The following is a 23,708-nucleotide window of genomic DNA, read 5'->3' as shown; positions in this document are numbered from 1 at the left end:
CGGGGAAGCATCTCAGGAACTCCCTCGTGTGGCGATCGTTGATCCGGCGTGACGGCCTTGGCTGCGGGGGTGTCCATGCAGTTCATCGAGACCAGCATCATCGGTGTCCGCTCCGCCGTTCTCACCTTCCGGCGGCCCGGCTCGCCGATGAGGTTCCTTCTCATCCCGATGGTGCACGTCGCCGAGCAGGCCTTCTACGACCAGGTGGCGGAGCGGCTGCGCGGCTGCGACCTCATCGTCGCCGAGGGGGAGCCGTATGCCGATCTCCTCCTGCACCGCAGGATCTCCAGGATCCGGGTCGATGGGCTCGTGCATCAGCTGGTCGGTCTCGACGTCGAGTCGTTGGGTGTTCCGCTGCTCTGGCCCGACAGGGACGACGATCGTGGGAGGTGGTTCAGCCTCGTCATGGACGCGCTCACCGCGGTGCCGGACTGGCTGACGACGATCAGGTTCCCGTCCGGCGGCATCGACGTCACGGACCTCACCGGACACGACGGGTGGGCGGGCGGCCGGGCCAAGCAGGTGTGGCGCAAGCTCATGCTCCACGAGCGGGACAAGCGCCTTCTGGACCTCCTCACACGGATCCACGAGGAGCGCGGCGAGGAGCCGATCACGGTGGGGGTGCCTTGGGGTGCGGCCCACATGATGGCCGTGGCGGGCTGCCTCTTCTCGGAGTTCGGATACCGGGTGGTGGCGGCGGAGTGGGTGACCGTCCGCAACGCTCGGTGAAGCGGTGGGATCATGACGCCGCGCCGAACGCCACGAACTCACACGGTGATGACGATCTTGCCGGCCGCCTGTCCGCTTCTCAGGTACCGGACGGCTTCGGCGACCTCGTCCAGCGGGTACGTCCTGGCGATGATGGGGGTGACCTGGCCGGACGCCAGGAGCTTCGTCAGGAGCCGAAGGTCCTCCTGGCGCGCTGTCGAGAACAGGGGACGCAGCTTCTGGCGGACGAAGGGCGAGAGCAGGAACATGCGGAGCTGGCGGTCCGTGCCCTGCAGCCAGCGTCCTTTCACCTCGCTGCCGATGACGACGAGCGTTCCTGTGGGGGTGAGCGCGCGCCGGAGGTGGGACAGCGTACGGTGGCCCGCGGTGTCGACGATGAGGTCGTAGTGGTGGGCGCCGTCGGCGAAGTCCTCGCGGGTGTAGTCGACGACGTCGGCGCCGAGCGAGCGGACCAGGTCCGCTTTGGCGGTGCTGCACACACCCGTCACGTCCGCGCCGAACGCTGTGGCCAGTTGGACGGCGAACGTCCCGACGCCGCCGCCCGCGCCGATGACCAGGACCCTCTGCCCTGCCTGGACCGGGCGAACACCCTGGAGGGCGGGGAAGGCGGAGGTGGGGACCGCCGCCGCCTGTTCGAAGGTGAGGTTGGCCGGTTTGTGGTCGAGCCGGTCCTCGCTGGTGCGCGCGTACTCGGCGAAGGAGCCGTCGCAGGTGCCGTACACCTCGTCGCCGGGCCGGAAGCGGGTCACGTTCGCGCCGACGGCCTCGACGCGGCCGGCGACGTCCAGGCCGGGGACGCGGTGTCTCGGTCTGAACGGCCCTGAGGCGAGGCGGCTGAGGTACGGCAGGCCGGTGATGAGGTGCCAGACGCCCTGGTCGACGCCGGCCGCGACCACGCGTACGAGCACGTCGTCGTCCCCGGCCACCGGCCGGTCGATGTCGGCGAGCCGCAGCAGGTCGGGTGAGCAGTAGGTCTCTCGGACCATCGCTTTCATGCGATCACGTTCCTCTCGGTGCAGGGCTACGGCTCGGTGTCGGGGTACTGGAAGACCTCGTCGAGGGGGGCGTCGAACACCCGGGCGATCCGGAAGGCCATCTCCAGCGAAGGCGAGTAGCGGCCCTGCTCGATGGCGATGACGGTCTGGCGGGTCACGCCGATGCGTTCCGCCAGGTCCGCCTGTGTCATCTCGCCGTGCGCGAAGCGGAGGGCCCGGATCACGTTCGTGACCTTGGTGGGCTTGACCATCGTCAGAAGCCCCTGCGGTACGCGACGATCTTCACGATCGCCGAGGCGAGTGCCGACAGGACGAAGGCCAGGTAGAGCGCGTTGGCGATCCAGAAGTGCTCGAACTTCGCCAGGGTCAGCCCCAGTACCGCCACGGAGCCGACGGCGAGGACGTAGTACTCGGCGCGCTGGCCGTACCGGTGGATGTCGGTGTCCCGCTCGTCCTTGAGGTTCGCCTCCCTGGGCGCGGCGATCGCGGTCACGATGCTCGCGACGACGTTCACCGCCACCGCGACGCCGATGGCCGTGAGGAGGGGCCACACGTAGGCGATGTGTGCGACGTCCGTCGACGCGACCTGTCTGAGGATGGTGGCGAAGTAGACGACGGGCACGCCGACGGCGATCACGGCGTAGATCCATACACGTTTCTCTTCGGTTGACACGCGTGCTCCCGATGTCAAAGAAACCTGACATGGGGAATGTAAAACAACCCGTACATGACGTCAAGCATTCTTAACATCGCGCAGGTGAGGGGGTCAGTACCAGGCGACCAGGCCCGCCGCCCCGGCCCCTTCGGCGTGGGCGCCGCGGAGGATGGTCAGGGGCGCGTCGAGCAGCTCGCCCGCGTCGAAGTCCGGGCTGTCGCCGAAGTCGTTCATCCACTGCTTGATGCCGGTGATGACCGCGGCGCGCCGGATCCCCCGGACGTCCAGGGCGGTCTCGGGGATGAGGCTGACCGTCCATGTCCCGATGGTGCTCACCTTCGACTCCATGGGGTGCATTGACGGTACGCGCTGGGCGACCCTAGCCTAGAGGATCTACCTATCAGTTGGTAGGTTTTGGCGTCGCTGAGGAGTGAGATGGACGACAAGCCCGGCCTGGGGGAGAAGCTCGCCTTCTTCTCGGGAGTGTTCGGTGGCGTGCTCATGAGCGCGGGCTCCGGCTTCCTGCTGCTGTACCTCACCGACGTCGTGGGCATGGGCGCGGCGGCCGTCGGCACGCTGATGCTGGTCGCCAGGGTCGCGGACGGCGCCAGCGACCCTGTCATGGGCTACCTCGTCGACCATCTCCCGCCGACCCGCTGGGGCAGGTTCCGCCCCTACGTGCTCGTCGGCGCGTTGTTATGCGTGTTCTGCGTCGTCGCGCTGTTCGTCGTGCCCGCCCTGCTGCCGAACGCGGTCGTCGCCGTATGGATCACGTACCTGCTGTGGGGCCTGCTGCTCGACCTCTTCCTGATCCCGATGACCTCGCTGGTGCCCGCGATGAGCGGGGACCCCGGAACGCGCGGGCAACTGGCCGCGATCGTCGGCGTCACGGGGTTGTTCGCGGCCGCCATGGCCACGGGTCTGACGTTGCCGGTGGTGGGCGCGCTGGGCGGGGGGACGCGCGGATGGCTGACGTACGTGATCGGCTCCGCTGTCGCGGGACTCTGCCTCGTGGCCGTCATGGTGCTGAAGGTGCGTGAGCGGGTGGTGCCGCTCTCGCCAGAGCGATACCGGCTCGCGGACGTGCGGCGGGTGTTCTTCTCCGGCAGGGCGGTGCCGATCCTGCTGCTGTCGAAGGTGTCGGTGCAGGCGGCCAGCGGGGCTCTCACGGCGGCGATGCCGTTCTTCTTCCTCTACTACATCGGCGACCAGCGGTATCTTTCGGCCGCGGCGTTCGTCATGGCGATCCCGATGGTGGGAGGCGCGATCGTGGTGCCCGTGCTGGGCAGGCGGGTGGGGGCGAAGCCGCTCTACCTGGCGAGCCTGGGCGTGTCGGTCACCGGACTGGCGCTGCTGATGGTGGTGCCGTCCGATCCGGTTCCTGTGCTGGCCTGCTTCGCGCTCACGGGGGTCGGGTTCGGCGGGGCGGTGGCGCTCAGCCTGGTGCTCCTGGCGGAGCTGACCGACTACACCGAGTGGCGGCACGGCTTCAGGACCGAGGCGTCGCTGGCGGCGATGACCTCGTTCGCGTCCAAGGCGGGCGGCGGGATCGGCGGAGGGCTGCTGGCGTACACGCTCGCGCTGACCGGGTACCGCAGCGGGGGCGTGGCGCAGAGCGAGGAGACGTTGACCGGCATCCTCATGGCCCAGAGCCTCGTGCCCGCGGGCATCGGGCTGGTGGGCGCGCTGGCCTTCGCGGCCTACCCGATCAGCAGGGAGGTCGCGAGGGAGGCGGCCGAACGTCTGGCGGGACGGCGCACGGCCGTGGTGGAGCCGGCATGATCGTCAAGACGGCCCAAGGTGAGGTGCGGGGGAGCGTGGCGGGCGGGATCGCCAGGTTCCTGGGGGTGCCCTATGCCGCCGCGCCGTACGGCGACGACAGGTTCGCGCCGCCCCGCCCGCACGATCCCTGGTACGGCGTGCGTGAGGCGACCCGGATGGGCCCGACGCCGCCGCAGGTGCCGTACGCGGGAGGGCTGGAGGACATCCTGCCCAGCGTGATCATCGACGGTGAGGAGATCCTCAACCTCAACATCTGGGCGCCCGCGGAGGGCACGGGTCACCCGGTCATGGTCTGGCTGCCCGGCGGCGCGCTCACCAGAGGGAGCAACGCGCTGGCCACCTACGACGGCCATGCCTTCGCACGCGACGGTGTGGTGCTGGTGTCGGTGAACTACCGGCTGGGCGCCGAGGGCTTCTCGGTCCTCGACGACGCGCCGGCCAACCTGGGCGTGGCCGATCAGGTGGCGGCGCTGCGCTGGGTGCGTGACAACATCGCCGCCTTCGGCGGCGCCCCTGACCGGGTGACGGTCGCGGGCCAGTCGGCGGGCGGAGGGGCGGTCGCCTCGCTGCTCGCCCATCCGCCGGCGAAGGAGCTGTTCTCGCAGGCGGTCATCCAGAGCGGCCCGGTCGGCCCCGGTCCCGCGGGGCGGGCGAGGCGGATCACCGACCTGATGGCAAGGGACCTCGGCATACCCGCGACGCGCGAGGCGTTCGCGCGGGTGTCGCCCGAGGACCTGCTGGCCTGCCAGACGCGGATGGTCGGCAGGAGCCAGGGGTTCGGCGTCGTGCCGGGTGACGAGCCGGTGCCGTCCGATCCGGGAGCCGCGCTGCTCACGGGTGCAGGGGCGGACATCCCGGTCATGATGGGCCACACGTCCGAGGAGTACCGGCTGTGGCTCGCGCCCACGGGGAAACTCGAAAAGATCACCTGGCTGCACCTGCTGGCCGCCCGGCTGAGGTTCAAAGTGCCGCGCAAGGAGGTGGCGGCTCTCCGTCGCGCCCGTCCGGGGGCGGGAAGCGGGGAGCTCCTCGGCGAGCTGACCACGGACCTGCTCCTGCGCAGGCCGATGCGCGCCCTGGCCGACGCCCGCGGCGCCCGGACCTGGATGTACGAGTTCGCGTGGCGCTCGCCTGTCCACGACCTCGGCGCGGCGCACGCGGTGGAGCTCAACTACGTCTTCGACACGCTCGGCACCCCGGAGGCGGAGGCGATCTGCGGGGCTGACCGCCCGCAGGAGCTCGCCGATCTGATGCACGGGGCGTGGGTGCGCTTCGTCAGGGAAGGCGAGCCAGGCTGGCCCGCCTGGGACGAGGGCCGCCCGGTGATGGTCTTCGACTCGCCGGGCGGCGGCGTGCTCAGGCCTTCAGACTCGCCCTGACGGAGTCGAGCAGCGTCTCCCGCCACTCGCGGGCGAGGGGCAGGAGCGCGGTGAGCCCGTGCGAGCCGTGTACCTGCCCCTCGAACTCCCTGTACGTCACGGACACGCCGAAGGACCGGAGCCGTTCGGCGTAGCGGCCGCCGTCGTCGGCCAGCGGGTCGCACTCGGCCGTCAGGATGACCGCGGGCGGCAGCCCTGTGAGGTCGCCGGCGTGCAGCGGGGAGACGAGCGGGTCGGTGGGGTCGTGGTCGCCGAGATAGTTCTCGACGCACCAGCGGATCTCCTTACTGGTCAGCACGTATCCCTCGGCGTACGTGCCGATCGAAGGGGAGGACAGCGTGAGGTCGAGCGCGGGGATCTCCATGATCTGCAGGTCCAGTGCGGGGCCACCGCGCTCTCGCGCCAGCAGGGCGACGGCGGCGGCGAGGTTGCCGCCCGCGCTCTCGCCCGCGACGCCCAGCCAGCCGGGGCCGAAGCCCTGCGCTGCCGCCCACTCCAGGGCGCGGTAGCAGTCGTCGACATGGGCGGGGAAGCGGTGCTCGGGCGCCAGCCGATAGTCGACGCTGACCACGGTGACGCCGGTGCCCGCGGCGATGGTCCTGCAGCGCGTGTCGGTGTCGTCGGGGTGCCCCGACCACCAGCCGCCGCCGTGGTAGAAGACCAGCGTGCCGGTGCTGTCCCGCGCCGGGCGGTAGATCCGAGCGCCGATGCCGTCCGGCGGGATGGTCACGTCGCGGACCTCCGCCACGGCGGGCGCGGGTTCGACGTAGCGGGTGTAGGGGCGTTCCTCGGCGGACCTCTCGCGCTGGGCGCGCCGCCGCTCGGCGACGGCGATCTCGCGGTCGGGCGCGGGCAGCGAGGCGTACATCTCGAGCAGGGGGGCGAGCAGTGGATCGAGTGCCATAACAAAAACCTACCAACTGATAGGTGGTTTTGTTAGCCTGGATTTCATGGCCGCACGAAAGCCCTCCACCGCGGGCGTCGCCCGCAGGGAGCAGATCCTCGCCTCAGCCCGCGAGCTGTTCAGCCGCAAGGGCTACAGAGGGGCCTCCCTGCGCGACGTGGCCGCCCAGGTGGGGCTGACGCTCGCGGGTGTCCTGCACTACTTCCCCTCCAAGGAGGACCTCCTGGCCGCCGTACTGCAGCAGCGCGACGACATCGACATTCCCTGGTTCGAGGCGAGATGGGAGGAGATGGGCAGCTTCCGCGAGGCGACCCGCGAGCTGATGATCCGCAACATGGAGACGGCGGGCGTCATGCGGCTGTTCGTGACCCTCTCCGCCGAGGCCGGCGACCCCGAGCACCCCGCCCACGACTTCTTCAAGCAGCGCTACCGCACCAGCCGTGAGCTGTTCTCCGCCAAGCTCGCCCAGGCCAAGAGCAGAGGCGAGGTCGACGCCAGGGCCACGGGGCCCGTGCTCATCGCCGTACTCGACGGGCTGCAGACCCAGTGGCTGCTCGAACCCGACTTCGACCTGCTCGCCTCTCTCGACGCCTACCTGGACACGATCGCGCCGTGAACGACCTGACCATCGCCGAAAAGGCGTCGCTGACCTCCGGCGCCTCCCTCTGGACCACCAAGACCGTCGACCGCGTCGGCCTCCCCTCGATCACGCTGAGCGACGGCCCCCACGGGGTGCGCCGCCAGATCGTCGGCGGAGACCATCTCGGCATCGGCCAGAGCATCCCCGCCACGTGCATGCCGCCCGCCGTCGCCCTCGGCTCCTCATGGGACGCCGATTTGCTGCGCGGGGTGGGCGCCGCCCTCGGGACCGAGGCCCGCTCGCTGGGCGTGCAGGTACTGCTCGGCCCCGGCATCAACATCAAGCGCTCCCCGCTGTGCGGCCGCAACTTCGAGTACCTGTCGGAGGACCCGCTGGTCAGCGGCGTGCTCGGGGCAGCGCTCGTCGACGGCCTGCAGTCGCGGGGCGTCGGCGCGGCGCTGAAGCACTTCGCCGCCAACAACCAGGAGACCAACAGGCTGCGGGTCAGCGCCGAGGTGGACGAGCGCACACTGCGCGAGATCTACCTCGCCGGATTCGAGCATGTGGTGAGGCACGCCAGGCCGTGGACCGTGATGTGCGCCTACAACAAGGTCAACGGCGAGTACGCCTCCCAGAACCACTGGCTGCTCACCGAGGTCCTGCGCGAGGAGTGGGGGTTCGACGGCCTGGTCATGTCCGACTGGGGCGCGGTCGACGACCGGGTCGCGGGGGTGCGGGCGGGGCTCGACCTCGAGATGCCCACCTCGGGAGGCATCACCGACGCGCAGCTCGTCGAGGCGGTGCGGGACGGGCGGCTCGACCCCGAACTGCTGGACCTCGCGGCCCGGCGGGTGATCGCCCTCGTCGAGCGGGCACGCGAAGCCCAGCCCGACGCGGTACGGCCGGCACCCGCGGGCGACTCCCGGTTCCCGCACGCGGGCACGCCGGCCTTCACGAAGGCCTACGCTGACGCGCAGGCGGGAGGCGGCGTCGCGATCGCCGTCGAAGGCGCGGAGGAGCATCACCGGCTGGCGCGCGAGGTCGCGGGACAGTGCGCGGTCCTGCTGAAGAACGACGGCGTGCTGCCGCTCACCCCCTCCGCCTCCGTGGCGGTCGTCGGCGAGCTCGCCCGCACCCCCCGCTACCAGGGCGCGGGCAGCTCGCAGATCATCCCCACCAGGCTCGACGACGCGCTGACCGAGCTGCGCGCCCTCGCCCGGACCGACCTCCCCTTCGCCCCCGGCTACCGCCTCGACGGGGGCGAACCCGACCAGGCGCTCCTGGACGAGGCGCGTGCTGTGGCGGAGGCGGCCGACGTCACCGTGGTCTTCCTCGGCCTGCCCGAGGGCGAGGAGTCGGAAGGCTACGACCGCACCCACCTCGACCTGCCCGCGGGCCAGCGCGCGGTGCTCGACGCGGTGACCGCCACGGCCACCAGGACGGTCGTCGTGCTGTCCAACGGCGGCGTGGTGGCGGTGTCGGAGTGGGACGCGAACGTGGCCGCGATCCTGGAGGGCTGGCTGCTCGGCCAGGCGGGCGGCGGTGCCGTCGCCGACATCCTGTTCGGCGTCGTCAACCCGTCGGGACGGCTCGCCGAGACGATCCCGCTGCGCCTGGAGGACACTCCCAGCTATCTGAACTTCCCCGGCGACCCAGACGAGGTGAGGTACGGCGAAGGCGTCTTCGTCGGCTACCGCTACCACGACGCCGTCAACGGCGAGGTCAGCTACCCGTTCGGCCACGGCCTGTCCTACACGAGCTTCGCCTACTCCGATCTCGCGGTCTCGGTGCGGGGAACCGACGAGGAGATCGAGGTCGAGGTCGCGGCGCTCGTCACCAACACGGGCGGCAGGCACGGGCGCGAGGTGGCGCAGCTGTACGTGTCGGCGCCGAGCGCGACGGTGCGGCGACCGGTGCGCGAGCTGCGCGGGTTCACGAAGGTCGCCCTTGAGCCGGGGGAGAGCGCAGAGGTCCGCTTCACCCTGACGTACCGTGACTTCTCCTTCTTCGACGTCGTCGGGGGCCGGTGGGTGGCCGAGCCGGGCACGGCGCGCGTCCACGTGGGCGCCTCCTCCAGGGACCTGCGGCTGTCGGCCGAGGTCACGCTGGACGTGGCGGGCAGGCGCCCGGTGCTCACGCCCGACTCGCCCCTCGGCGACTGGTTCGCCGACGCGGCCGGCCGTACGGCGCTGCTGGGCTGGATGCGGGAGCCCTCGCGCTTCCTCACCGACGACTACGTCAAGACGATCGGCTCGATCCCGCTGAACCGGCTGGCCAGGTTCCCCGGCTCGAAGATCGACCCCGACGGCCTCGACGAGCTGGCGGCGAGGGTGCGCGATGATCGACCGTGAACGCCTGGTGCGCGGACACAACGTCGTCGTGACCGCGTGGCACCCCTCGTCCACGCTCAGCGTGGGCAACGGCGACTTCGCCTTCAACGTGGACGTCACGGGGTTGCAGACCTTTCCCCGCGAGCACGAGCTGCTGCCGAGGCCGGCCATGGTGACCGACGAGCAGGGGGTCAGGCGGCTGCCGGTGCGGGAGTTCGATCTGGACGACTTCCCCGTTCCGCTGGGCACCCGGTCCACCTGGGGCTGGTACTCCACGGAGCCCGGCGGGCCGTACACGCTGGAGGAGGCTTCCACCGGCTACCGGACCAGGCGCGGCGAGGTGCGCTACCCCGATGGCCTCGGGCCGCGGCCGGAGGCGGCGGCCTGGCTGTACGCCAACCCGCGCAGGCTCGACCTCGGCAGGCTGGGCCTCGACTTCGCCGGCAGGCGAGTGGGGCTCGAGGATCTGGAGGCCACGCGGGTCGAGCTCGACCTGTGGACGGGGTGCGTGCACGCCCGCTTCGAGGTCTTCGGCAGCCCTGTCGAGGTGTGGACGGTCGTCCACCCCGGCCGTGACGTGGTGGCCACCAGGGTGGAGTCGCCGCTGCTGCGTGACGGGGGGCTACGGCTCAGGGTGTCCTTCCCCGAGCAGGGCGACCCGCTGGTGAAGGGCGAGCGGCTGGTCGAGAAGACCGTGTACGGCCGGGCGTCGGCCGAGCGGACGGTCGGCGACGCCCGCTACGTCGTGCGGGTGGCGACGGACGGCGAGGTCGGGCCCGAGCTCGTGATCGGCGCCCAGGGCCCCGCGCTCACCGCCACGGTCGCCTTCGGCACCACGCGCGCCGGCCGTCCGCCCGCCTTCGAGGAGGTCCGGGAGTCGGCCGCCGCGCACTGGCGCGACTTCTGGTCCCGCGGCGCCGCCGTCACCTTCGAGGGCAGCGCCGACCCACGCGCGCACGAGCTGGAGCGCAGGATCATCCTGTCGAGGTACCTCACCGCCGTCCACTGCGCGGGAGTGATGCCGCCGCAGGAGTCGGGGCTGGTCCACAACTCGTGGGGCGGCAAGTTCCACCTGGAGATGCACTGGTGGCACGCCGCGCACTTCGCCGTGTGGGGCAGGCCCGACCTGCTCGAAAGGAGCCTCGGCTGGTACGGGGAGATCCTGGGCGCGGCCCGTGGGACCGCGCGGCGGCAGGGTTACGCGGGAGCCAGATGGCCCAAGCAGGTCGGTCCGGACGGCCGCGAGTCGCCGAGCGACATCGGCGCGTTCATCATCTGGCAGCAGCCGCACCCCATCTACTACGCCGAGCTGCTCAGGCTGAACGGCGACGACCCCGGCGTGCTCGAGCGGTACAAGGAGATCGTCTTCGAGACCGCCGCTTTCATGGCCGACTTCGCCGAGGAGGACGGCGGCGCCTACCATCTGGGCCCTCCGGTCGTGCCCGCGCAGGAGACCTACTACCCGGGCAGGGCCCGCACCGCCGACCCGACGTTCGAGCTGGCCTACTGGCACTGGGCGCTGGGCGTCGCGCAGCGCTGGAGGGAGCGGCTCGGCATGGACAGAAGCCCCGAGTGGGACGCCGTCATCAACGACCTGGCCAGGCCGACGGTGCGCGACGGGGTCTACGCGGCGGTGGCCGTCGAGCCGTACACGGTCACCGACGACCATCCCTCGATGCTGATGGCGCTCGGCTTCGTGCCGTGGACCCCGCTGATCGATCGGGAGACGATGGCCGCGACCTACGACGACGTGCTCGCGCGCTGGGACTTCTCCAGCACCTGGGGCTGGGACTACCCGGTGCTCGCCATGTGCGCCGCCAAGCTCGGACGGCCCGCGGCGGCGGTCGACGCCCTGCTCATGGACACCTACAAGAACCACACGCCGGCCGGCGGGCACGTGCCGCAGTTCCCCGGAGGGCTGAGCGTCTACCTGCCCGCCAACGGCGGCCTGCTCGCCGCCGTGGCGATGATGGTGAAGGAGGACGGCTTTCCACGCGACGGCACCTGGCGGGTGCTCCACGAGGGGTTCGGCGGCTTCCCCGCCGACGCGGCGCCCTGTGCCCCCGCACAGTAGGCTCCCCGCCATGGCGTACCCGTTGATGGCACGGCTCGCCACCGAGCTGTTGCGGGACGTGCCTGGACTGACCGACAGGGTCTTCGCCGCCATCGTGGCCGAGGACGAGACCTACGCCACCCTCGCGCCCGAACGGCTGGCCGAGGTCAAGGAGCACAACAGGCGCAACATCCTGGCGCAGCTCACGGACCTGATCGAGCAGCGCCCGCCGTGCACGGAGGCGTCGAGGGAGACCGCCCGGCTGCGCGCGGCGCAGGGCTTCCCGCTCGGCGCGCTGCTGCACGCCTACAGGATCGGGTTCAGGGTGCTCTGGGAGAGCCTGGTCGAGCGGGCCACGGCCGACCCCGGCTACCCGGTGGACACGCTGGCCACCTCGATGACCACGATCTGGACGCTCGTCGACGCCTACTCGGTGGCCGTGACCGAGAGCTACAGAGAGACCATGGTCGAGCTGACCAGGCACGACGAGAGGCAGCGGCTCGTCCTGCTCGACGTGCTCATCGAGGGAAGGGTGAACGACTGGACGGCGCTCGACGGCAGCGCGCAGGCGCTCGGCCTGCCGGCCAGGGGCCCCTACCTGTGCGTGGTGGCCGACCTGGGCACCACGATGCCGAGGGGGAGCGCGTGGCGGCTGCGCACCGACGACCAGGTGGGCGTGCTGTCGGCGCGCTCGTTCGAGGGGCTGAAGGGCAGGGTGGGGGTCAGCCCGCCGTACGAGCGGCTGACCGAGACGGCGGCGGCGCTGCGGCTGGCCATGCTGGCGCGGGCCAGCCTGCCCGAGGGCGTCGCGGGCGTGGCGACCGTGGACGCACGGCCCGTCGGCGCGCTCCTTGCCGCCAGCCCTGACCTGGCCGAACGGCTGGCCGGCACCGTCCTGGGGCCGCTGCTCGGCAGGCGTGACACCACCCGGCTGCTGGAGGCGCTCGAGACGTGGCTGGAGACCGGCGAGTCCACCGCCGACCTCGCCAGGCGCCTGTACTGCCACCGCAACACCGTGCGCAACAGGCTGGACAGGGTCGAGCAGCTCACCGGCAGGTCGCTGGAGCGTCCCGAAGACGTGGCGGCCCTGTACACGGGCGTGCTCGCGCTGCGGCTGAGCGGTTGTGCCGCCGCACAATAGGGCGGCCGGAAGCGGCGTCGCGCGCCTAGTGACTCCAGAACATCATTTCAGCAGGATCTGGGGCATACCCACGTCCACCGACCGAGGCGCGTCTGATGATCGTTGACACCAGGTACGGCAAGCTGCGCGGGCGGATCGAGGGCGACGTCGCGGTCTTCCGCGGCGTGCCGTACGCGGCGCCGCCCTTCGGCGACCTGCGCTTTCGCGCGCCCCAGCGGCCCGAGCCCTGGGAGGGGGTGCGGGACGCGCTGGAGGACGGCCCGACCGCGCCCAAGCGCCCCTACCCGCCGCCGCTCGACGCGATCCTCCCCGAGGTCCGGATCGAGGGCGAGGACTGCCTCAACCTGAACGTCTGGACCCCCGACCTTTCCGGGCGGCGGCCGGTCATGGTGTGGGTGCACGGCGGGTCCAACCGCAACGGCTCCAACTCCGTGCCCGTCTACGACGGCGGCGCGTTCGCCCGCAGCGGCGTCGTGCTGGTGTCGATCAACTACCGGCTGGGCGTGGAGGGGTTCTGCAGCTTTCCCGACGCGCCGGAGAACCGCGGCCTGCTCGACCAGGTGGCGGCGCTGGAGTGGGTGCGCGACAACATCGCGGCGTTCGGCGGGGACCCCGGCAACGTGACGCTGTTCGGCGAGTCGGCGGGGGCGATCGACATCGCGGCGCTGCTGGCCGCGCCGTCGGTCGCCGGGCTGTTCAGCCGCGCGATTCTGCAGAGCGGCCCGCCCGCGGCCGGCACCCGGGAGGAGGCCAGGAAGACCACCGCGATGATCGCCAAACGGCTCGGCGTGCCTGCCACGGCCGCCGCCTTCGCCGCCGTCGACCCCGAGCGGCTGCTCGACGCGCAGGTGGAGGTGGCGCGCAAGAGCTCGCTGATGGGCGGGCCAGGGTTCGGCCCCGTGCTGGACGGCGAGCTGCTCACCGGGCTCGACCTCGACCCGGACAAGCCAGTGATCTTCGGGCAGACCAGCGAGGAGTACCGGCTCTGGTTCGTGCCGACGGGCCTGGCCGCCCGGCTCAAGCCGTACATGGTGCGATTGGCGCTGCTGAAGCTGCGGGTGCGCGGCGGGGTGCTCAAGGGCTACCGGGCGCTGCACCCGCGGCTGTCGCCCGGCGAGGCCTTCGGCCTGCTCCTGACCGACCACCTGCTGCGCGTGCCGCTCAGGAAGCTGGCCGAGACCCGGCCCGAGGGCCGCACCTGGCTGTACGAGTTCGCCTGGCGCTCGCCGGCCCACGAGCTCGGGGCCGCGCACGCGATGGAGCTGCCCTTCGTGTTCGCCACGACGGACACGCCCGAGGCGCAGCTCATGACCGGACGCGAGACGCCGTCCTCGCTGACCGACGCCATGCACGGGGCGTGGGTGCGCTTCGCCGAGACCGGCGACCCCGGATGGCCCTCCTGGTCCGAGCCGGCCAGGCCGACGATGGTGTTCGACGAGGACAGCCGCGTGGTCGGGGACCACGCGGCCGACGTGCACGCGCTGTGGAGGCGATGAGATGCGTTACAGGGACCCCGACCTCTCGGTCGAGGAGCGGGTCGCCGACCTCCTGCCCAGGATGACGCTGGAGGAGAAGGCAGGGCTCATGTTCCACACGCTCGCGGTCATCGGCGACTATCCCGACGGCGCCCACTTCCCCTCGCTGGAGGAGATGGTCGGCGAGCGGCACATGAACCACTTCAACCTGTACGGCACGCACGCCGCCGGTGACATCGCCCGCTGGCACAACCTGCTGCAGGAACGGGCAAGGGCCACCAGGCTCGGCATCCCCGTGACGCTGTCGACCGACCCCAGGCACGCCTTCACCCAGAGCGCGGCCGCGTCGATGCGGGCGGGCGCGTTCTCGCAGTGGCCCGAGCCGCTCGGCCTGGCCGCGATCGGCGACGCCGCCCTGGTGCGCAGGCACGCCGACATCGTGCGCAGGGAGTACTGCGCGGTGGGCATCAGGGTCGCTCTGCACCCGCAGATCGACCTGGCCACCGAGCCTCGCTGGTCGCGCATCTCCGGCACGTTCGGTGAGGACGCCGCGCTCACCTCCACACTGGTCACCGCCTACCTGGAGGGTCTGCGCGGCGGGCCGCACCTCGGCCCGCGCAGCGTGGCGGCGATGGTGAAGCACTTCCCCGGCGGCGGCCCGCAGAAGGCCGGTCTCGACCCGCACTACGCCGACGGCCGCGAGCAGGTGTATCCGGGTGGCAGGTTCGACCACCACCTGGAGCCGTTCCGCGCCGCGCTGGCGGCGGGCGCGACCCAGGTCATGCCCTACTACGGCATGCCGGTCGGCACCGACTACGAGGAGGTCGGCTTCGGCTTCAACCGCGGCGTCGTCACCGGGCTGCTCAGGGAGCGGCTCGGGTTCGACGGCATCGTCTGCACCGACTGGACGCTGGTCACCGACAGGGTCGTCTTCGGCGAGGCGGTGCCGGCGCGGGCCTGGGGCGTGGAACACCTGAGTCCCGCGGAGCGCGCGCTGAAGATCATCGAAGCGGGCGCCGACCAGCTCGGCGGCGAGCACTGCACAGAGCTGGTCGTCGAGCTGGTCAGGAGCGGCAGGGTCGGCGAGGACAGGATCGACGCCTCGGTACGGCGGTTGCTGCGCGAGAAGTTCACGCTCGGCCTGTTCGACCACCCCTACGTGGACCCGGACGCGGCCGAGGAGATCGTCGGCAACGCCGTCTACCGGGCGGAGGGCGCGGAGGCGCAGCGCGCCGCCGCGACGCTGCTCAAGGGGCCGCTCCCGACCGGCGGGGCGAGCAAGGTCTACGCCGAGGGGCTGGCGGCCGACCTCGCGTCATGGGGTGTGGAGGCGGCCGGGAGTCCCGGCGCGGCCGACCTGGCGGTGCTCAGGCTCGACGCACCGTACGAGCGGCGCTCCGGCTGGTACGAGTCGCTGTTCCGCGGCGGCCGGCTGGACTTCCCCGCGGAGCGGCTGGCCGAGATCCTGGCGCTGCTCGACGCGGTGCCGACCGTGGTCGTGATCGACCTGGACCGGCCCGCGGTCATCCCCGAGATCGCCGAGCGGGCGGCCGCGCTGGTGGCGGTCTACGGAGCAGGCGACGACGCCGTGCTCGACGTCGTCTTCGGGCGGGCCACACCGAGGGGGCGCCTGCCGTTCCAGCTTCCGCGCTCGATGGCGGAGGTGGAGGCGGGCCGCCCTGACGTGCCCCAGGAGAGCACGGATCCGCTGTTCCCCTTCGGCGCGGGCCTGTAGAGGTACCGGAGAGGGACGCCCCGCCCTCCCCGGTACCGGTCCTAACCGGGGACGGGCGCGATCAGCGTGCCCGCGAACGCCCTCCTGAGCACCCCCGCCCGCATCTCGTGCACCAGCGTGGCGGACACGGTGCCGGGCGCCATCCAGCCGCCGTGCGGATGGGCGAGCAGCCGTACGGCGGCCGCCGCCACGCCCGCCTTGTGCAGCCTGGCCAGGTACCGCTCCCCGTGCGCCCGCACCGGGTCGTGCTCGCACACCACCAGGACGGCGGGCGGCAGCCCCGACAGGTCGGGGGCGTGCAGCGGTGAGACGTAGGGATCGCGCGGATCGCCGTCGGCGCCCAGGTAGTAGGCGGCGAACCGCAGCAGGTCCTCGCTCGTCAGGTTCGCGAGCCCGCCGTCCTCCTTGTTGCCCTCGGGCGTGAGGTCGAGCGCGGGCGCGTCGAGCTGCTGGAAGATCGGCAGGGGCAGCCCCCTGTCCCTGAGCAGGAGGCAGAGCGCGGCCGTCAGGTTGCCGCCCGCGCTGGCGCCGCCGAGCGCGACCCTGCGCGCGTCGAGCCCGAGCTCGCTCGCGTGGTCGAGCAGCCACAGGTAGGCCGCCAGGCAGTCCTCCAGCGGGATCGGGTAGGGGTGCTCGGGAGCCAGCCGGTAGTCCACCGACGCCACCGCGCACGGCACCAGGCTCGCCAGCGGGCCGCACTCGACCTCACCGGTGTCGATGTCGCCCTTGAACCAGCCGCCGCCGTGCAGGAACACCAGCAGCGGAGCGGGCTCGGCCAGGCCCTTCGGCCTGGTCAGCCTGACGGTGATCTCGCCGCCCTCGACCGGCACCCTGTGCTCGTCCACCAGGAGCGAGGGGTCGTGCGGCGGCGCGAGCAGCATCATCGTCGCGTTGGACCCGCGGCGCTGCGCGTCGAGGTCGTCGGGAGCGGCGGGTGGTAGACCGGCCGCGAGCGCGGCCAGCCTGGCGTAGACGTGGAGAAGCGGCGGATCGAGGTGCATGGGGGTGCTCCCGTCGTGGTTCACCGGCCGAGGGGGGTTCCCACGGCCGCCAGGTCGCTCTCCAGCGACCTGGCGTAGGACTCGATGGCGTCGACCAGATCGACCTCGTCGGGGTCGAGCAGCCACTGGGTGGCCAGCCCGTCGAGGGTGGCCAGGATCTCCGCCGCCTTGCGGGCGGGCACGATGTCGGCCCTGATCTCGCCGCGCTCCTGGCCGACCGCGAGCGCGTCGGCGAGAAGCGCGCGCATCTCCCTGTAGCGGTCGCGGAAGAATGCGTGGGCGGGGTCGCCCTCGTCCAGGTTCTCGGCGAGCAGCACGGCGAAGAGTTTGGTCAGCCCGCGTTCCGCCCTGTTCCTGTGGGCGTAGGCGGGCATCTCACGGATGGTGCCGAGCCCCCCGATCGAGGTCACCTCGCGCGCGTAGTCCATGCTGCGCGAGTCACGCCACTCGATCACCGCTCTGAGCAGGCCTTCCTTGTTGCGGAAATGGTAAAGGAGGCCGGGCTCCGTGATGCCGACGCGGGCCGCGATCTCCGTCATGCCGGTGCCGCGGAAGCCTTTTCTCGCGAACATCTCGGCGGCGACTCCCGCGATTTCCTCGCGTCGCCCCGAACCTCTTCTCTGTGCCATGTACGGCATCCTAGATTAATCACTTACTAAGTTGTAAGTAAGGAGCAGGTATGAGGGTTTCCCGCATCCGCGCCGAGCATCTCGACGAGCCGTTCGGGATCGGCGTGCCCGACCCGAGGCTGTCGTGGGCCACCGAGGTGGAGGGTCCGTGGCGGCAGACCGCCTACGAGGTCGAGGCGCGGGGCGAGCGGGTGGCGGTCGAGTCTGACGCGTCGGTGCTCGTGCCGTGGCCGTTCGCGCCGCTGGCGTCGAGGGAGCGGGTGACCGTACGGGTGCGCGTGCGCGGAGGGCACGGCTGGTCGGCGTGGAGCGATCCCCAGGTCGTGGAGGCAGGACTGCTGTCCGCGCGGGACTGGTCGGCGCGGTTCGTCGCTCCCGGAGCGGGGCGGGACCTGCTGAGGTGCGAGTTCGACGCCCGGCCTGGCCTGACGCGTGCCCGCCTCTACGTCACCGCGCTCGGCGTCTACGAGGTGGAGCTCAACGGCGAGCGGGTCGGCGCCGACGTGCTCGCGCCCGGCTGGACCAGCTACGGGCACCGGCTGCGCTACCAGACCTTCGACGTGACGGACCTGCTGGCGGAGGGGCGCAACGCGATCGGCGCGATGCTCGGCGAGGGCTGGTACAAGGGCCGTATCGGCTTCGCAGGAGGGAAGGCCGGCTACGGCGACACGGTGGCGCTGCTGGCCCAGCTCGAGCTCGTCCACCCCGGCGGAGAGGTCGAGCGGGTGGTGACGGGCGCGGACTGGCTGGCCGCGAGCGGGCCGATCACCTTCAGCGGCATCTACGACGGGGAGGTCCACGATGCCAGGCGGGAGCGCGACGGCTGGTCGAAGCCGGGGCACGACACCGAGGGCTGGGCCCCCGCCGAGCTCGTCGAGCGCGACCTGGCCACCCTGACCGCGCCCACGGGCCCCGCCGTCCGCCGCGTCGAGACGCTCGCCGGCGAGCGCGACGGCGTGATCGTCGACTTCGGCCAGAACCTCGTCGGCCGCCTCAGGATCACCGCCGAGGGACGCGCGGGCGAGCGGGTCGTGCTCAGGCACGCCGAGGTGCTGGAGAACGGCGAGCTGTGCACGCGCCCGCTGCGGACCGCCGCGTCCGTCGACACCTACACGCTGCGCGGCGGCGGCCAGGAGACGTGGGAGCCGCGCTTCACCTTCCACGGCTTCCGCTACGCCTCCGTCGAAGGCCCCGTCACCGACGTGCGCGCGGCCGTCTGCCACACCGACATGGCGCGCACGGGCTGGTTCGAGTGCTCGGACCCGCTGCTCAACCGCCTGCACGAGAACGTCGTGTGGAGCATGCGCGGCAACTTCCTCGACCTGCCGACCGACTGCCCGCAGCGCGACGAACGCCTCGGCTGGACCGGTGACCTGCAGGTCTTCGCGCCCACCGCGGCCTTCCTCTACGACTGCGCGGGACCGCTCACCTCGTGGCTCGCCGACCTGGCCGCCGAGCAGGCCGAGGACGGCGCGCTGCCGGTCGTCGTGCCGAACGCGCTCGGCCCGAAGGCCGTCTTCGCCGCCGCGGGCTGGTGCGACGCCGCCGTCATCGTGCCGTGGACGCTGTACGAGAGGTACGGCGACGCCGGCATCCTCCAGACCCGGTTCGACAGCATGCGCCGCTGGGTCGACCACGTGGCGGCCCTGGGCGAGGACTACACGAACGGCTACCAGTTCGGCGACTGGCTCGACCCCTCCGCGCCGCCCGACAGGCCCGGCGACGGCAGGACACCCAAGCGGCTGGTCGCCGCTGCCTACCACGTCCGCTCCGCCGATCTGGTCGCCATGGCCGCCGACGTGCTCGGCCGCGACGCCGAGCAGGACCGCTTCGCCACCATGGCGGCCAGGGCGCGCGAGGCCTTCGTCCAGGAGTTCGTCACCGAGGAGGGGCGTATCCTCGGCGACTCGGCCACGGGCTACGCGCTGGCCATCCGCTTCGGCCTGCTGCCCACCAGGGGGCAGCGCGACCGGGCCGGGGCGCGGCTCGCCGCGCTCGTCGAGCGGGAAGGGCACAGGATCCCCACCGGCTTCCTCGGCACGCCGCTGCTGTGCGACGCGCTCGCCGACACCGGCCATCTGGACACCGCCTACCGGCTGCTCACCCAGCGGGAGTGCCCGTCGTGGCTGTACCCCGTCACCATGGGGGCCACCACCGTATGGGAGCGCTGGGACAGCATGCTCCCCGACGGGTCGGTCAACCCAGGCGAGATGACCTCCTTCAACCACTACGCGCTCGGGGCGGTCGCCGACTGGATGCACAGGACCGTCGCGGGGCTGGCCCCCGCGGCGCCCGGCTACCGTAGGCTCGCGGTGGCCCCGCGGCCAGGGGGCGGGCTGACGTGGGCGAGGGCCCGGCTGCGCACGCCGTACGGCATGGCGGAGACGGGCTGGTCGCTGGACGGCGGGCGGCTGGTCGTGGAGGCCGTGGTCCCGCCGAACACGACGGCGCTGGTCACCCTGCCGGGCCGGGCGCCCGTCGAGGTCGGCTCGGGACACCACCGCTGGTGAGCGGGCGCGGGGTGCTCCGCGTGGTCAGGAGGAGGCGCGCTTGTCCTCGACGTGGACGATCGTCAGCTCGTGCCCGTCCTGGTCGCGCTTGCCCCGCCCGAACAGCCCGACCGTGAGGTCGTCGCGGGCGTCGAGCTCGTCCTCCGCGACGTAGGTGAGGATGTCGGGGTGGTGGCTCGTCACGGCCCACCCCGGCGCGTCGTCGAGGTCGATCGTGGTGAAGTTGCCCGCGGGTGTGCCCGCCTGCACGGGGCCGTACCGGCTCAGCAGCTCCTTCGCCTGCTCGGCGAGGTCGTCGGCGGGCTCCATCAGGATCACGCAGGTGCCGTTGGCGAACAGCGCCCAGGACTTGGCGGGGTGCAGGAGCTGCCGCCAGGTCGTGATCACGCTCTCGTGGGTCATGGCGAGCCACACTAGCGATCACCTCCGACAGATTTGATCTAGGAGGCGCCGAGCAGCCGCTCCTCGGCGGCGACCTTCGCGTCGTAGGCGGACCGGGCGGCCGCGATGTGGTTCTGGTGCTCCTCGGTCCAGACGACCAGCGTCTTGATCGCCTCGTGCAGGGTGGTGCCGAGCGGGGTGAGGGCGTAGTCGACGCGCGGCGGGACCACGGGATGGACCGTCCGCTGGACGAGGCCGTCGCGTTCGAGCTGCCGCAGCGTCACGGTCAGCATGCGCTGGCTCACGCCGTCGATCTCGCGGCGGAGCTCGGTGAAGCGCATGGTGCGGCGTTCCAGAAGGGCGATCACGAGCAGCGACCACTTGTCGGCGATCCTGTCGAGGATCTGACGGACCTCGCAGTCGGCCCGCGTGTCCCACTGGATCACCTCGTCGTCCATGGTTCCGCAGCAGTAACTCGGTGCCTTTGAAGTGCCGTCTTCCATGGTTTCCCATGGTGACGCATGATGCTCTCGGTTACAAGAAGGAACCGACATACCTTTCCATACCTAGGGGTTCGTCATGTCTGCCGTCATTCCGTCGCCTCCGCTCGAGCGGATGACACCGCGCGCGTGGGGCATGCTCTTCGTCCTGTGCGGCGCGATCTTCCTTGAAGGCATCAACGTCGCCATGCTCAACGTGGCCCTGCCCGCGATCAGGACCGACCTCGGCCTGTCCACCGGCGAGCTGCAGTGGGTGATGAGCGCCTACGTGCTCGGCTACGGCGGGTTCATGCTGCTGGGCGGGAGAGCCGCCGACCTGTTCGGGCGGCGCAGGATGTTCCTGTCGTGGCTCGCGGTCTTCCTCGTGGTCTCCGCGGTGGGCGGCATGGCCGCCGAGGGGTGGATGCTCATCGCGGCCCGGTTCGTCGCGGGGGTAGCGGCGGCGGTGATGACGCCGGCCGGCTTGTCGATCATCACGACCAGCTTCGAGGAGGGCAGGCAGCGCAACCAGGCGCTGCTGGTCTACTCGGGCACCGCGGCCGGCGGGTTCTCGCTCGGGCTGGTGCTCGGCGGCCTGCTCGCCGAGGTCGACTGGCGGTGGGTGCTGTTCGCGCCTGCCCTGCTGGCGCTGGTGATCCTCGTGGCGGCGGTGCCGATGATCCCGAAGGCCGACCAGCGCAGGCCGCAGGGGCAGCGGGTCGACCTGGCTGGAGCGGTCACGGTCACCGGCGCGATCATGCTGCTGGTCGTCGGCGTCGAGCGCGCCACCCACGTGGGTCCCGGCATGACGGCGGCCACGATCGCCGCGGGGCTGGCGCTGTTCGCGGCCTTCATCGTGATCGAGCGCAGATCCCCCCACCCTCTCGTACGGCTCGGTATCTTCCGCTCGGGGCCGCTGCTGCGCGCCAACCTCGCCGGGCTGCTGTTCTCGGCCGGGTTCTTCGGCTTCCAGTTCGTCGCCGTGCTCTACCTGCAGGAGCTGCGCGGCTGGACCTCGCTCGAGACGAGCCTGGCCATGCTGGCCATCGGCGCCGACGCCGTCCTCGCGCCGACCCTGACGCCCAGGCTGGTCAACCGCTTCGGCAACGCCAAGGTCATCCTGTACGGCCTGCTGCTCGCCGCGCTGTCCTACGCGCTGTTCCTGCCCGTCGGCATGGACTGGACCTACGCCGCCATGTTCCCCACGATGATCATCCTCGGTGTGGCGTTCGCGCTCGCCTACGGCCCGCTGACGATCGTCGCCACCGACGGCATCGACGAGAGCGAGCAGGGACTCGCCGGCGGCCTGCTCTACACCTCCTTCCAGTTCGGGGCCGCGCTCGGCCTGGCCGCCACCACCGCCGTCATCGTCACCTCGCAGGACCTCGCCGACAGCTACAGATCCGCCCTCGTCGTGCCGCTCGTCGCGGCAGGGCTGGCCGCCGCGGTCAGCGCCTTCGGACTCAGGAAGGGAAGCACCCGATGACCACCGCCTTCACCGACATCGAGCAGGAGTTCAACGCCTTCGTCGGCTCGATCGTGTACTCCACCATGGTCACGGTCGACGCCGCCAACCGGCCGCGCACCCGCGTGCTCATCCCCGTCTGGGAGAACGTCGACGGTCAGCCCCTCGGCTGGCTGGCCACCCACAAGACGCCCGTCAAGGCCGCCCACCTGGCGGGGAACCCGAACACGAGCTTCTCCTACTGGTCGCGAGGCAACGACTCCGTCGCCGTCGACGCCGTCGCCGCGTGGGCCGACGACCTGGAGACCAAACGTCACGTGTGGGATCTGTACCGCAGGACCAGTCCCAGGGGAGCGGGCTACGACCTGGGGAACTTCTGGCGCTCGCCGTCCGACCCGAAGCTGCACGTCCTGCGGCTGGAGCCGTACAGAATCCAGGTCATCCGCGGCATGGACCTGCGCGGCAGGATCTGGCGGAAGAGCCCCGCGCTGACCTAGCGCGCGGGTCCTCCACGACCGCCCGGGCCCCGTGGTGCGGGCCGCGGGCCTGGGTTCCTCGGGCACGTCGACCCGAGCCCCGTGCGCCCGGGCCGGGGGCCTGGGTTCCTCGGGATCCCAGGGGATGCGGGCCGGAGCCCTGGTGCACGTCGCGCGGGCCGCGTGGGCGTCAGCCCGAGACGCCCACGAGGAAGGCGACGGGAACCAGCGCGACGGTCAGCACGAGGGCCCACCACTTCGGGGCGGAGGCCTCCCTGAGGACCGTGACGCCGAGAGGGACCAGCGCGACGGCCAGGCCGAGCAGGGCGACCAGGGAGATCGGGTCGCTGCTGCCCTTGAGGACGCCCAGCGGCAGCCCGGCCGCCAGGGCGAGGGCCACGCAGCGGACGACGCCCGCCGCGCCCGCGCCGAACGCCTTCGCCCGGAAGGCGCCGACGGCCAGCACGATCCAGCCGGTCATGATGCAGACGTTGACGGCCTTGAAGACGTGGAAGGCGCCGTAGGTGGTCGCGACCGCCTTCTGGGCGGCGGGCAGGCCCAGCGCGTCGACCAGCTGAAAGGCGAGGTGGCTGACACCGGCGTGGAAGACCCGGCCGAACAGGCCGAGGATCACCAGGGCGGCCCCCCAGCGGGCCCAGCCGGGGTGGGCCGTGCCGATCCTGCGGGCCACGGAGGTGACCGCGGGCCACAGCAGCACGGTCCCTGCGGAGAACAGGCTGTAGGAGAGGACCATCCGGCCCGGCTCGGCGGCGTAGGCGGCGAGCTGGCCGGGGAAGAAATCGGTCTCGCCGAGCCGCGCGAGCACGCCGGCGATGAGCAGCGCCGGCCCGAGCAGGAGGCCGGCGGCCTCGACCCAGGGACCGGGGAGCGTCGGACGGGCGGTGTGGTCGGTCGTCGTCATGGTGGATATTGAATCGGCGCAGGCAGCGGGGCACAGGGGCGCTAGGACGAGAGTCGGGGGTAGACCTGGCACTACCCCGCGGTCCTA

22 protein-coding genes are annotated in these 23,708 nt (G+C 71.7%); 12 read left to right on the top strand and 10 right to left on the bottom strand.

What is annotated here, in order from left to right; genetic code table 11:
* The first annotated feature begins 48 nt into the window (after positions 1-48).
* Entirely contained in the window at positions 49-729 is a 681-nt protein-coding gene (locus AC3EO4_RS42695) for a hypothetical protein (protein ID WP_431901370.1), read from the top strand.
* 38 nt (positions 730-767) lie between these two features.
* Here the strand turns inward: AC3EO4_RS42695 and AC3EO4_RS42690 are convergent, their stop codons facing one another.
* The 4 genes from AC3EO4_RS42690 to AC3EO4_RS42675 all read right to left on the bottom strand — a co-directional run bounded on the left by AC3EO4_RS42690 (position 768) and on the right by AC3EO4_RS42675 (position 2,715).
* Entirely contained in the window at positions 768-1,724 is a 957-nt protein-coding gene (locus AC3EO4_RS42690) for an NAD(P)-dependent alcohol dehydrogenase (RefSeq protein ID WP_431901368.1), read from the bottom strand.
* A gap of 26 nt (positions 1,725-1,750) precedes the next feature.
* Complete coding sequence (locus AC3EO4_RS42685; protein ID WP_379577815.1) at positions 1,751-1,975, bottom strand: helix-turn-helix transcriptional regulator; 225 nt, start codon at positions 1,973-1,975, stop codon at positions 1,751-1,753.
* 2 nt (positions 1,976-1,977) lie between these two features.
* A complete protein-coding gene (locus AC3EO4_RS42680) occupies positions 1,978-2,397 on the bottom strand; it encodes a hypothetical protein (RefSeq protein WP_379577813.1) in 420 nt (139 codons plus the stop codon).
* A gap of 93 nt (positions 2,398-2,490) precedes the next feature.
* Positions 2,491-2,715 (bottom strand): hypothetical protein, encoded by a 225-nt coding sequence (locus AC3EO4_RS42675; protein ID WP_431901366.1) that lies wholly within the window; start codon positions 2,713-2,715, stop codon positions 2,491-2,493.
* Positions 2,716-2,814: 99 nt separating this feature from the next.
* On the opposite strand from AC3EO4_RS42675, the gene AC3EO4_RS42670 reads away from it, so the two are divergent.
* Both AC3EO4_RS42670 and AC3EO4_RS42665 read left to right on the top strand, forming a co-directional pair.
* Positions 2,815-4,161 (top strand): MFS transporter, encoded by a 1,347-nt coding sequence (locus AC3EO4_RS42670; RefSeq protein WP_431901363.1) that lies wholly within the window; start codon positions 2,815-2,817, stop codon positions 4,159-4,161.
* On the top strand, positions 4,158-5,540 hold the full coding sequence (locus AC3EO4_RS42665; protein ID WP_431901360.1) for a carboxylesterase/lipase family protein: 1,383 nt from the start codon (positions 4,158-4,160) through the stop codon (positions 5,538-5,540). Before AC3EO4_RS42670 ends, AC3EO4_RS42665 begins: the two co-directional genes overlap by 4 nt.
* Here AC3EO4_RS42665 and AC3EO4_RS42660 read toward each other — a convergent pair.
* Positions 5,518-6,444 (bottom strand): alpha/beta hydrolase, encoded by a 927-nt coding sequence (locus AC3EO4_RS42660; RefSeq protein WP_431901357.1) that lies wholly within the window; start codon positions 6,442-6,444, stop codon positions 5,518-5,520. The genes AC3EO4_RS42665 and AC3EO4_RS42660 overlap by 23 nt on opposite strands.
* A gap of 46 nt (positions 6,445-6,490) precedes the next feature.
* Between AC3EO4_RS42660 and AC3EO4_RS42655 the strand changes: the two genes are divergently transcribed.
* From AC3EO4_RS42655 to AC3EO4_RS42630, 6 genes are all read left to right on the top strand, one after another.
* Entirely contained in the window at positions 6,491-7,060 is a 570-nt protein-coding gene (locus tag AC3EO4_RS42655; RefSeq protein WP_379577803.1) for a TetR/AcrR family transcriptional regulator, read from the top strand.
* Positions 7,057-9,375 carry a glycoside hydrolase family 3 C-terminal domain-containing protein gene (locus tag AC3EO4_RS42650; RefSeq protein ID WP_431901354.1) on the top strand — a complete coding sequence of 773 codons (2,319 nt, stop codon included), beginning with the start codon at positions 7,057-7,059 and terminating at the stop codon, positions 9,373-9,375. Before AC3EO4_RS42655 ends, AC3EO4_RS42650 begins: the two co-directional genes overlap by 4 nt.
* Positions 9,362-11,428 carry a hypothetical protein gene (locus tag AC3EO4_RS42645; protein ID WP_379577799.1) on the top strand — a complete coding sequence of 689 codons (2,067 nt, stop codon included), beginning with the start codon at positions 9,362-9,364 and terminating at the stop codon, positions 11,426-11,428. Before AC3EO4_RS42650 ends, AC3EO4_RS42645 begins: the two co-directional genes overlap by 14 nt.
* 10 nt (positions 11,429-11,438) lie before the next feature.
* Positions 11,439-12,548 (top strand): PucR family transcriptional regulator, encoded by a 1,110-nt coding sequence (locus tag AC3EO4_RS42640; RefSeq protein WP_431901352.1) that lies wholly within the window; start codon positions 11,439-11,441, stop codon positions 12,546-12,548.
* Positions 12,549-12,643: 95 nt separating this feature from the next.
* Positions 12,644-14,044: a carboxylesterase/lipase family protein gene (locus AC3EO4_RS42635; protein WP_431901349.1), complete on the top strand. Its 1,401-nt coding sequence runs from the start codon at positions 12,644-12,646 to the stop codon at positions 14,042-14,044.
* A 1-nt stretch (position 14,045) separates the two neighbouring features.
* A complete protein-coding gene (locus AC3EO4_RS42630) occupies positions 14,046-15,758 on the top strand; it encodes a glycoside hydrolase family 3 protein (RefSeq protein ID WP_431901347.1) in 1,713 nt (570 codons plus the stop codon).
* Positions 15,759-15,799: 41 nt separating this feature from the next.
* Here AC3EO4_RS42630 and AC3EO4_RS42625 read toward each other — a convergent pair whose 3' ends face one another.
* Complete coding sequence (locus AC3EO4_RS42625) at positions 15,800-16,759, bottom strand: alpha/beta hydrolase (RefSeq protein WP_379577791.1); 960 nt, start codon at positions 16,757-16,759, stop codon at positions 15,800-15,802.
* Between the two features lie 20 nt (positions 16,760-16,779).
* Positions 16,780-17,388 (bottom strand): TetR/AcrR family transcriptional regulator, encoded by a 609-nt coding sequence (locus AC3EO4_RS42620; RefSeq protein WP_431901345.1) that lies wholly within the window; start codon positions 17,386-17,388, stop codon positions 16,780-16,782.
* 50 nt (positions 17,389-17,438) lie between these two features.
* Here AC3EO4_RS42620 and AC3EO4_RS42615 point away from each other — a divergent pair, with 50 nt between their 5' ends.
* Entirely contained in the window at positions 17,439-19,898 is a 2,460-nt protein-coding gene (locus AC3EO4_RS42615) for a family 78 glycoside hydrolase catalytic domain (RefSeq protein ID WP_431901343.1), read from the top strand.
* A 24-nt stretch (positions 19,899-19,922) separates the two neighbouring features.
* Here AC3EO4_RS42615 and AC3EO4_RS42610 read toward each other — a convergent pair whose 3' ends face one another.
* Entirely contained in the window at positions 19,923-20,300 is a 378-nt protein-coding gene (locus tag AC3EO4_RS42610) for a hypothetical protein (protein WP_379577786.1), read from the bottom strand.
* Between the two features lie 38 nt (positions 20,301-20,338).
* Complete coding sequence (locus AC3EO4_RS42605; protein WP_379577784.1) at positions 20,339-20,737, bottom strand: winged helix-turn-helix transcriptional regulator; 399 nt, start codon at positions 20,735-20,737, stop codon at positions 20,339-20,341.
* 121 nt (positions 20,738-20,858) lie between these two features.
* On the opposite strand from AC3EO4_RS42605, the gene AC3EO4_RS42600 reads away from it, so the two are divergent.
* Complete coding sequence (locus tag AC3EO4_RS42600) at positions 20,859-22,244, top strand: MFS transporter (RefSeq protein WP_379577783.1); 1,386 nt, start codon at positions 20,859-20,861, stop codon at positions 22,242-22,244.
* A complete protein-coding gene (locus AC3EO4_RS42595) occupies positions 22,241-22,720 on the top strand; it encodes a pyridoxamine 5'-phosphate oxidase family protein (protein ID WP_431901340.1) in 480 nt (159 codons plus the stop codon). Before AC3EO4_RS42600 ends, AC3EO4_RS42595 begins: the two co-directional genes overlap by 4 nt.
* Before the next feature lie 169 nt (positions 22,721-22,889).
* On the opposite strand, the gene AC3EO4_RS42590 is transcribed toward AC3EO4_RS42595, so the two are convergent.
* A complete protein-coding gene (locus AC3EO4_RS42590; RefSeq protein ID WP_431901339.1) occupies positions 22,890-23,621 on the bottom strand; it encodes a hypothetical protein in 732 nt (243 codons plus the stop codon).
* Between the last annotated feature and the right edge of the window lie 87 nt (positions 23,622-23,708).

Source organism: Nonomuraea sp. bgisy101 (assembly GCF_057708945.1).
Note: the sequence above shows the minus strand (reverse complement) of the source record. Positions and strands in the feature narration are given on the sequence as shown.

Bases quoted from the DNA above. Each gene is read 5' to 3' on its own strand.
- AC3EO4_RS42690 (WP_431901368.1), bottom strand. From the start codon at position 1,724: ATGAAAGCGATGGTCCGAGAGACCTACTGCTCACCCGACCTGCTGCGG.
- AC3EO4_RS42685 (WP_379577815.1), bottom strand. From the start codon at position 1,975: ATGGTCAAGCCCACCAAGGTCACGAACGTGATCCGGGCCCTCCGCTTC.
- AC3EO4_RS42670 (WP_431901363.1), top strand. From the start codon at position 2,815: ATGGACGACAAGCCCGGCCTGGGGGAGAAGCTCGCCTTCTTCTCGGGA.
- AC3EO4_RS42665 (WP_431901360.1), top strand. From the start codon at position 4,158: ATGATCGTCAAGACGGCCCAAGGTGAGGTGCGGGGGAGCGTGGCGGGC.
- AC3EO4_RS42660 (WP_431901357.1), bottom strand. From the start codon at position 6,444: ATGGCACTCGATCCACTGCTCGCCCCCCTGCTCGAGATGTACGCCTCG.
- AC3EO4_RS42655 (WP_379577803.1), top strand. From the start codon at position 6,491: ATGGCCGCACGAAAGCCCTCCACCGCGGGCGTCGCCCGCAGGGAGCAG.
- AC3EO4_RS42645 (WP_379577799.1), top strand. From the start codon at position 9,362: ATGATCGACCGTGAACGCCTGGTGCGCGGACACAACGTCGTCGTGACC.
- AC3EO4_RS42640 (WP_431901352.1), top strand. From the start codon at position 11,439: ATGGCGTACCCGTTGATGGCACGGCTCGCCACCGAGCTGTTGCGGGAC.
- AC3EO4_RS42635 (WP_431901349.1), top strand. From the start codon at position 12,644: ATGATCGTTGACACCAGGTACGGCAAGCTGCGCGGGCGGATCGAGGGC.
- AC3EO4_RS42630 (WP_431901347.1), top strand. From the start codon at position 14,046: ATGCGTTACAGGGACCCCGACCTCTCGGTCGAGGAGCGGGTCGCCGAC.
- AC3EO4_RS42625 (WP_379577791.1), bottom strand. From the start codon at position 16,759: ATGCACCTCGATCCGCCGCTTCTCCACGTCTACGCCAGGCTGGCCGCG.
- AC3EO4_RS42620 (WP_431901345.1), bottom strand. From the start codon at position 17,388: ATGGCACAGAGAAGAGGTTCGGGGCGACGCGAGGAAATCGCGGGAGTC.
- AC3EO4_RS42615 (WP_431901343.1), top strand. From the start codon at position 17,439: ATGAGGGTTTCCCGCATCCGCGCCGAGCATCTCGACGAGCCGTTCGGG.
- AC3EO4_RS42610 (WP_379577786.1), bottom strand. From the start codon at position 20,300: ATGACCCACGAGAGCGTGATCACGACCTGGCGGCAGCTCCTGCACCCC.
- AC3EO4_RS42605 (WP_379577784.1), bottom strand. From the start codon at position 20,737: ATGGACGACGAGGTGATCCAGTGGGACACGCGGGCCGACTGCGAGGTC.
- AC3EO4_RS42600 (WP_379577783.1), top strand. From the start codon at position 20,859: ATGTCTGCCGTCATTCCGTCGCCTCCGCTCGAGCGGATGACACCGCGC.
- AC3EO4_RS42595 (WP_431901340.1), top strand. From the start codon at position 22,241: ATGACCACCGCCTTCACCGACATCGAGCAGGAGTTCAACGCCTTCGTC.
- AC3EO4_RS42590 (WP_431901339.1), bottom strand. From the start codon at position 23,621: ATGACGACGACCGACCACACCGCCCGTCCGACGCTCCCCGGTCCCTGG.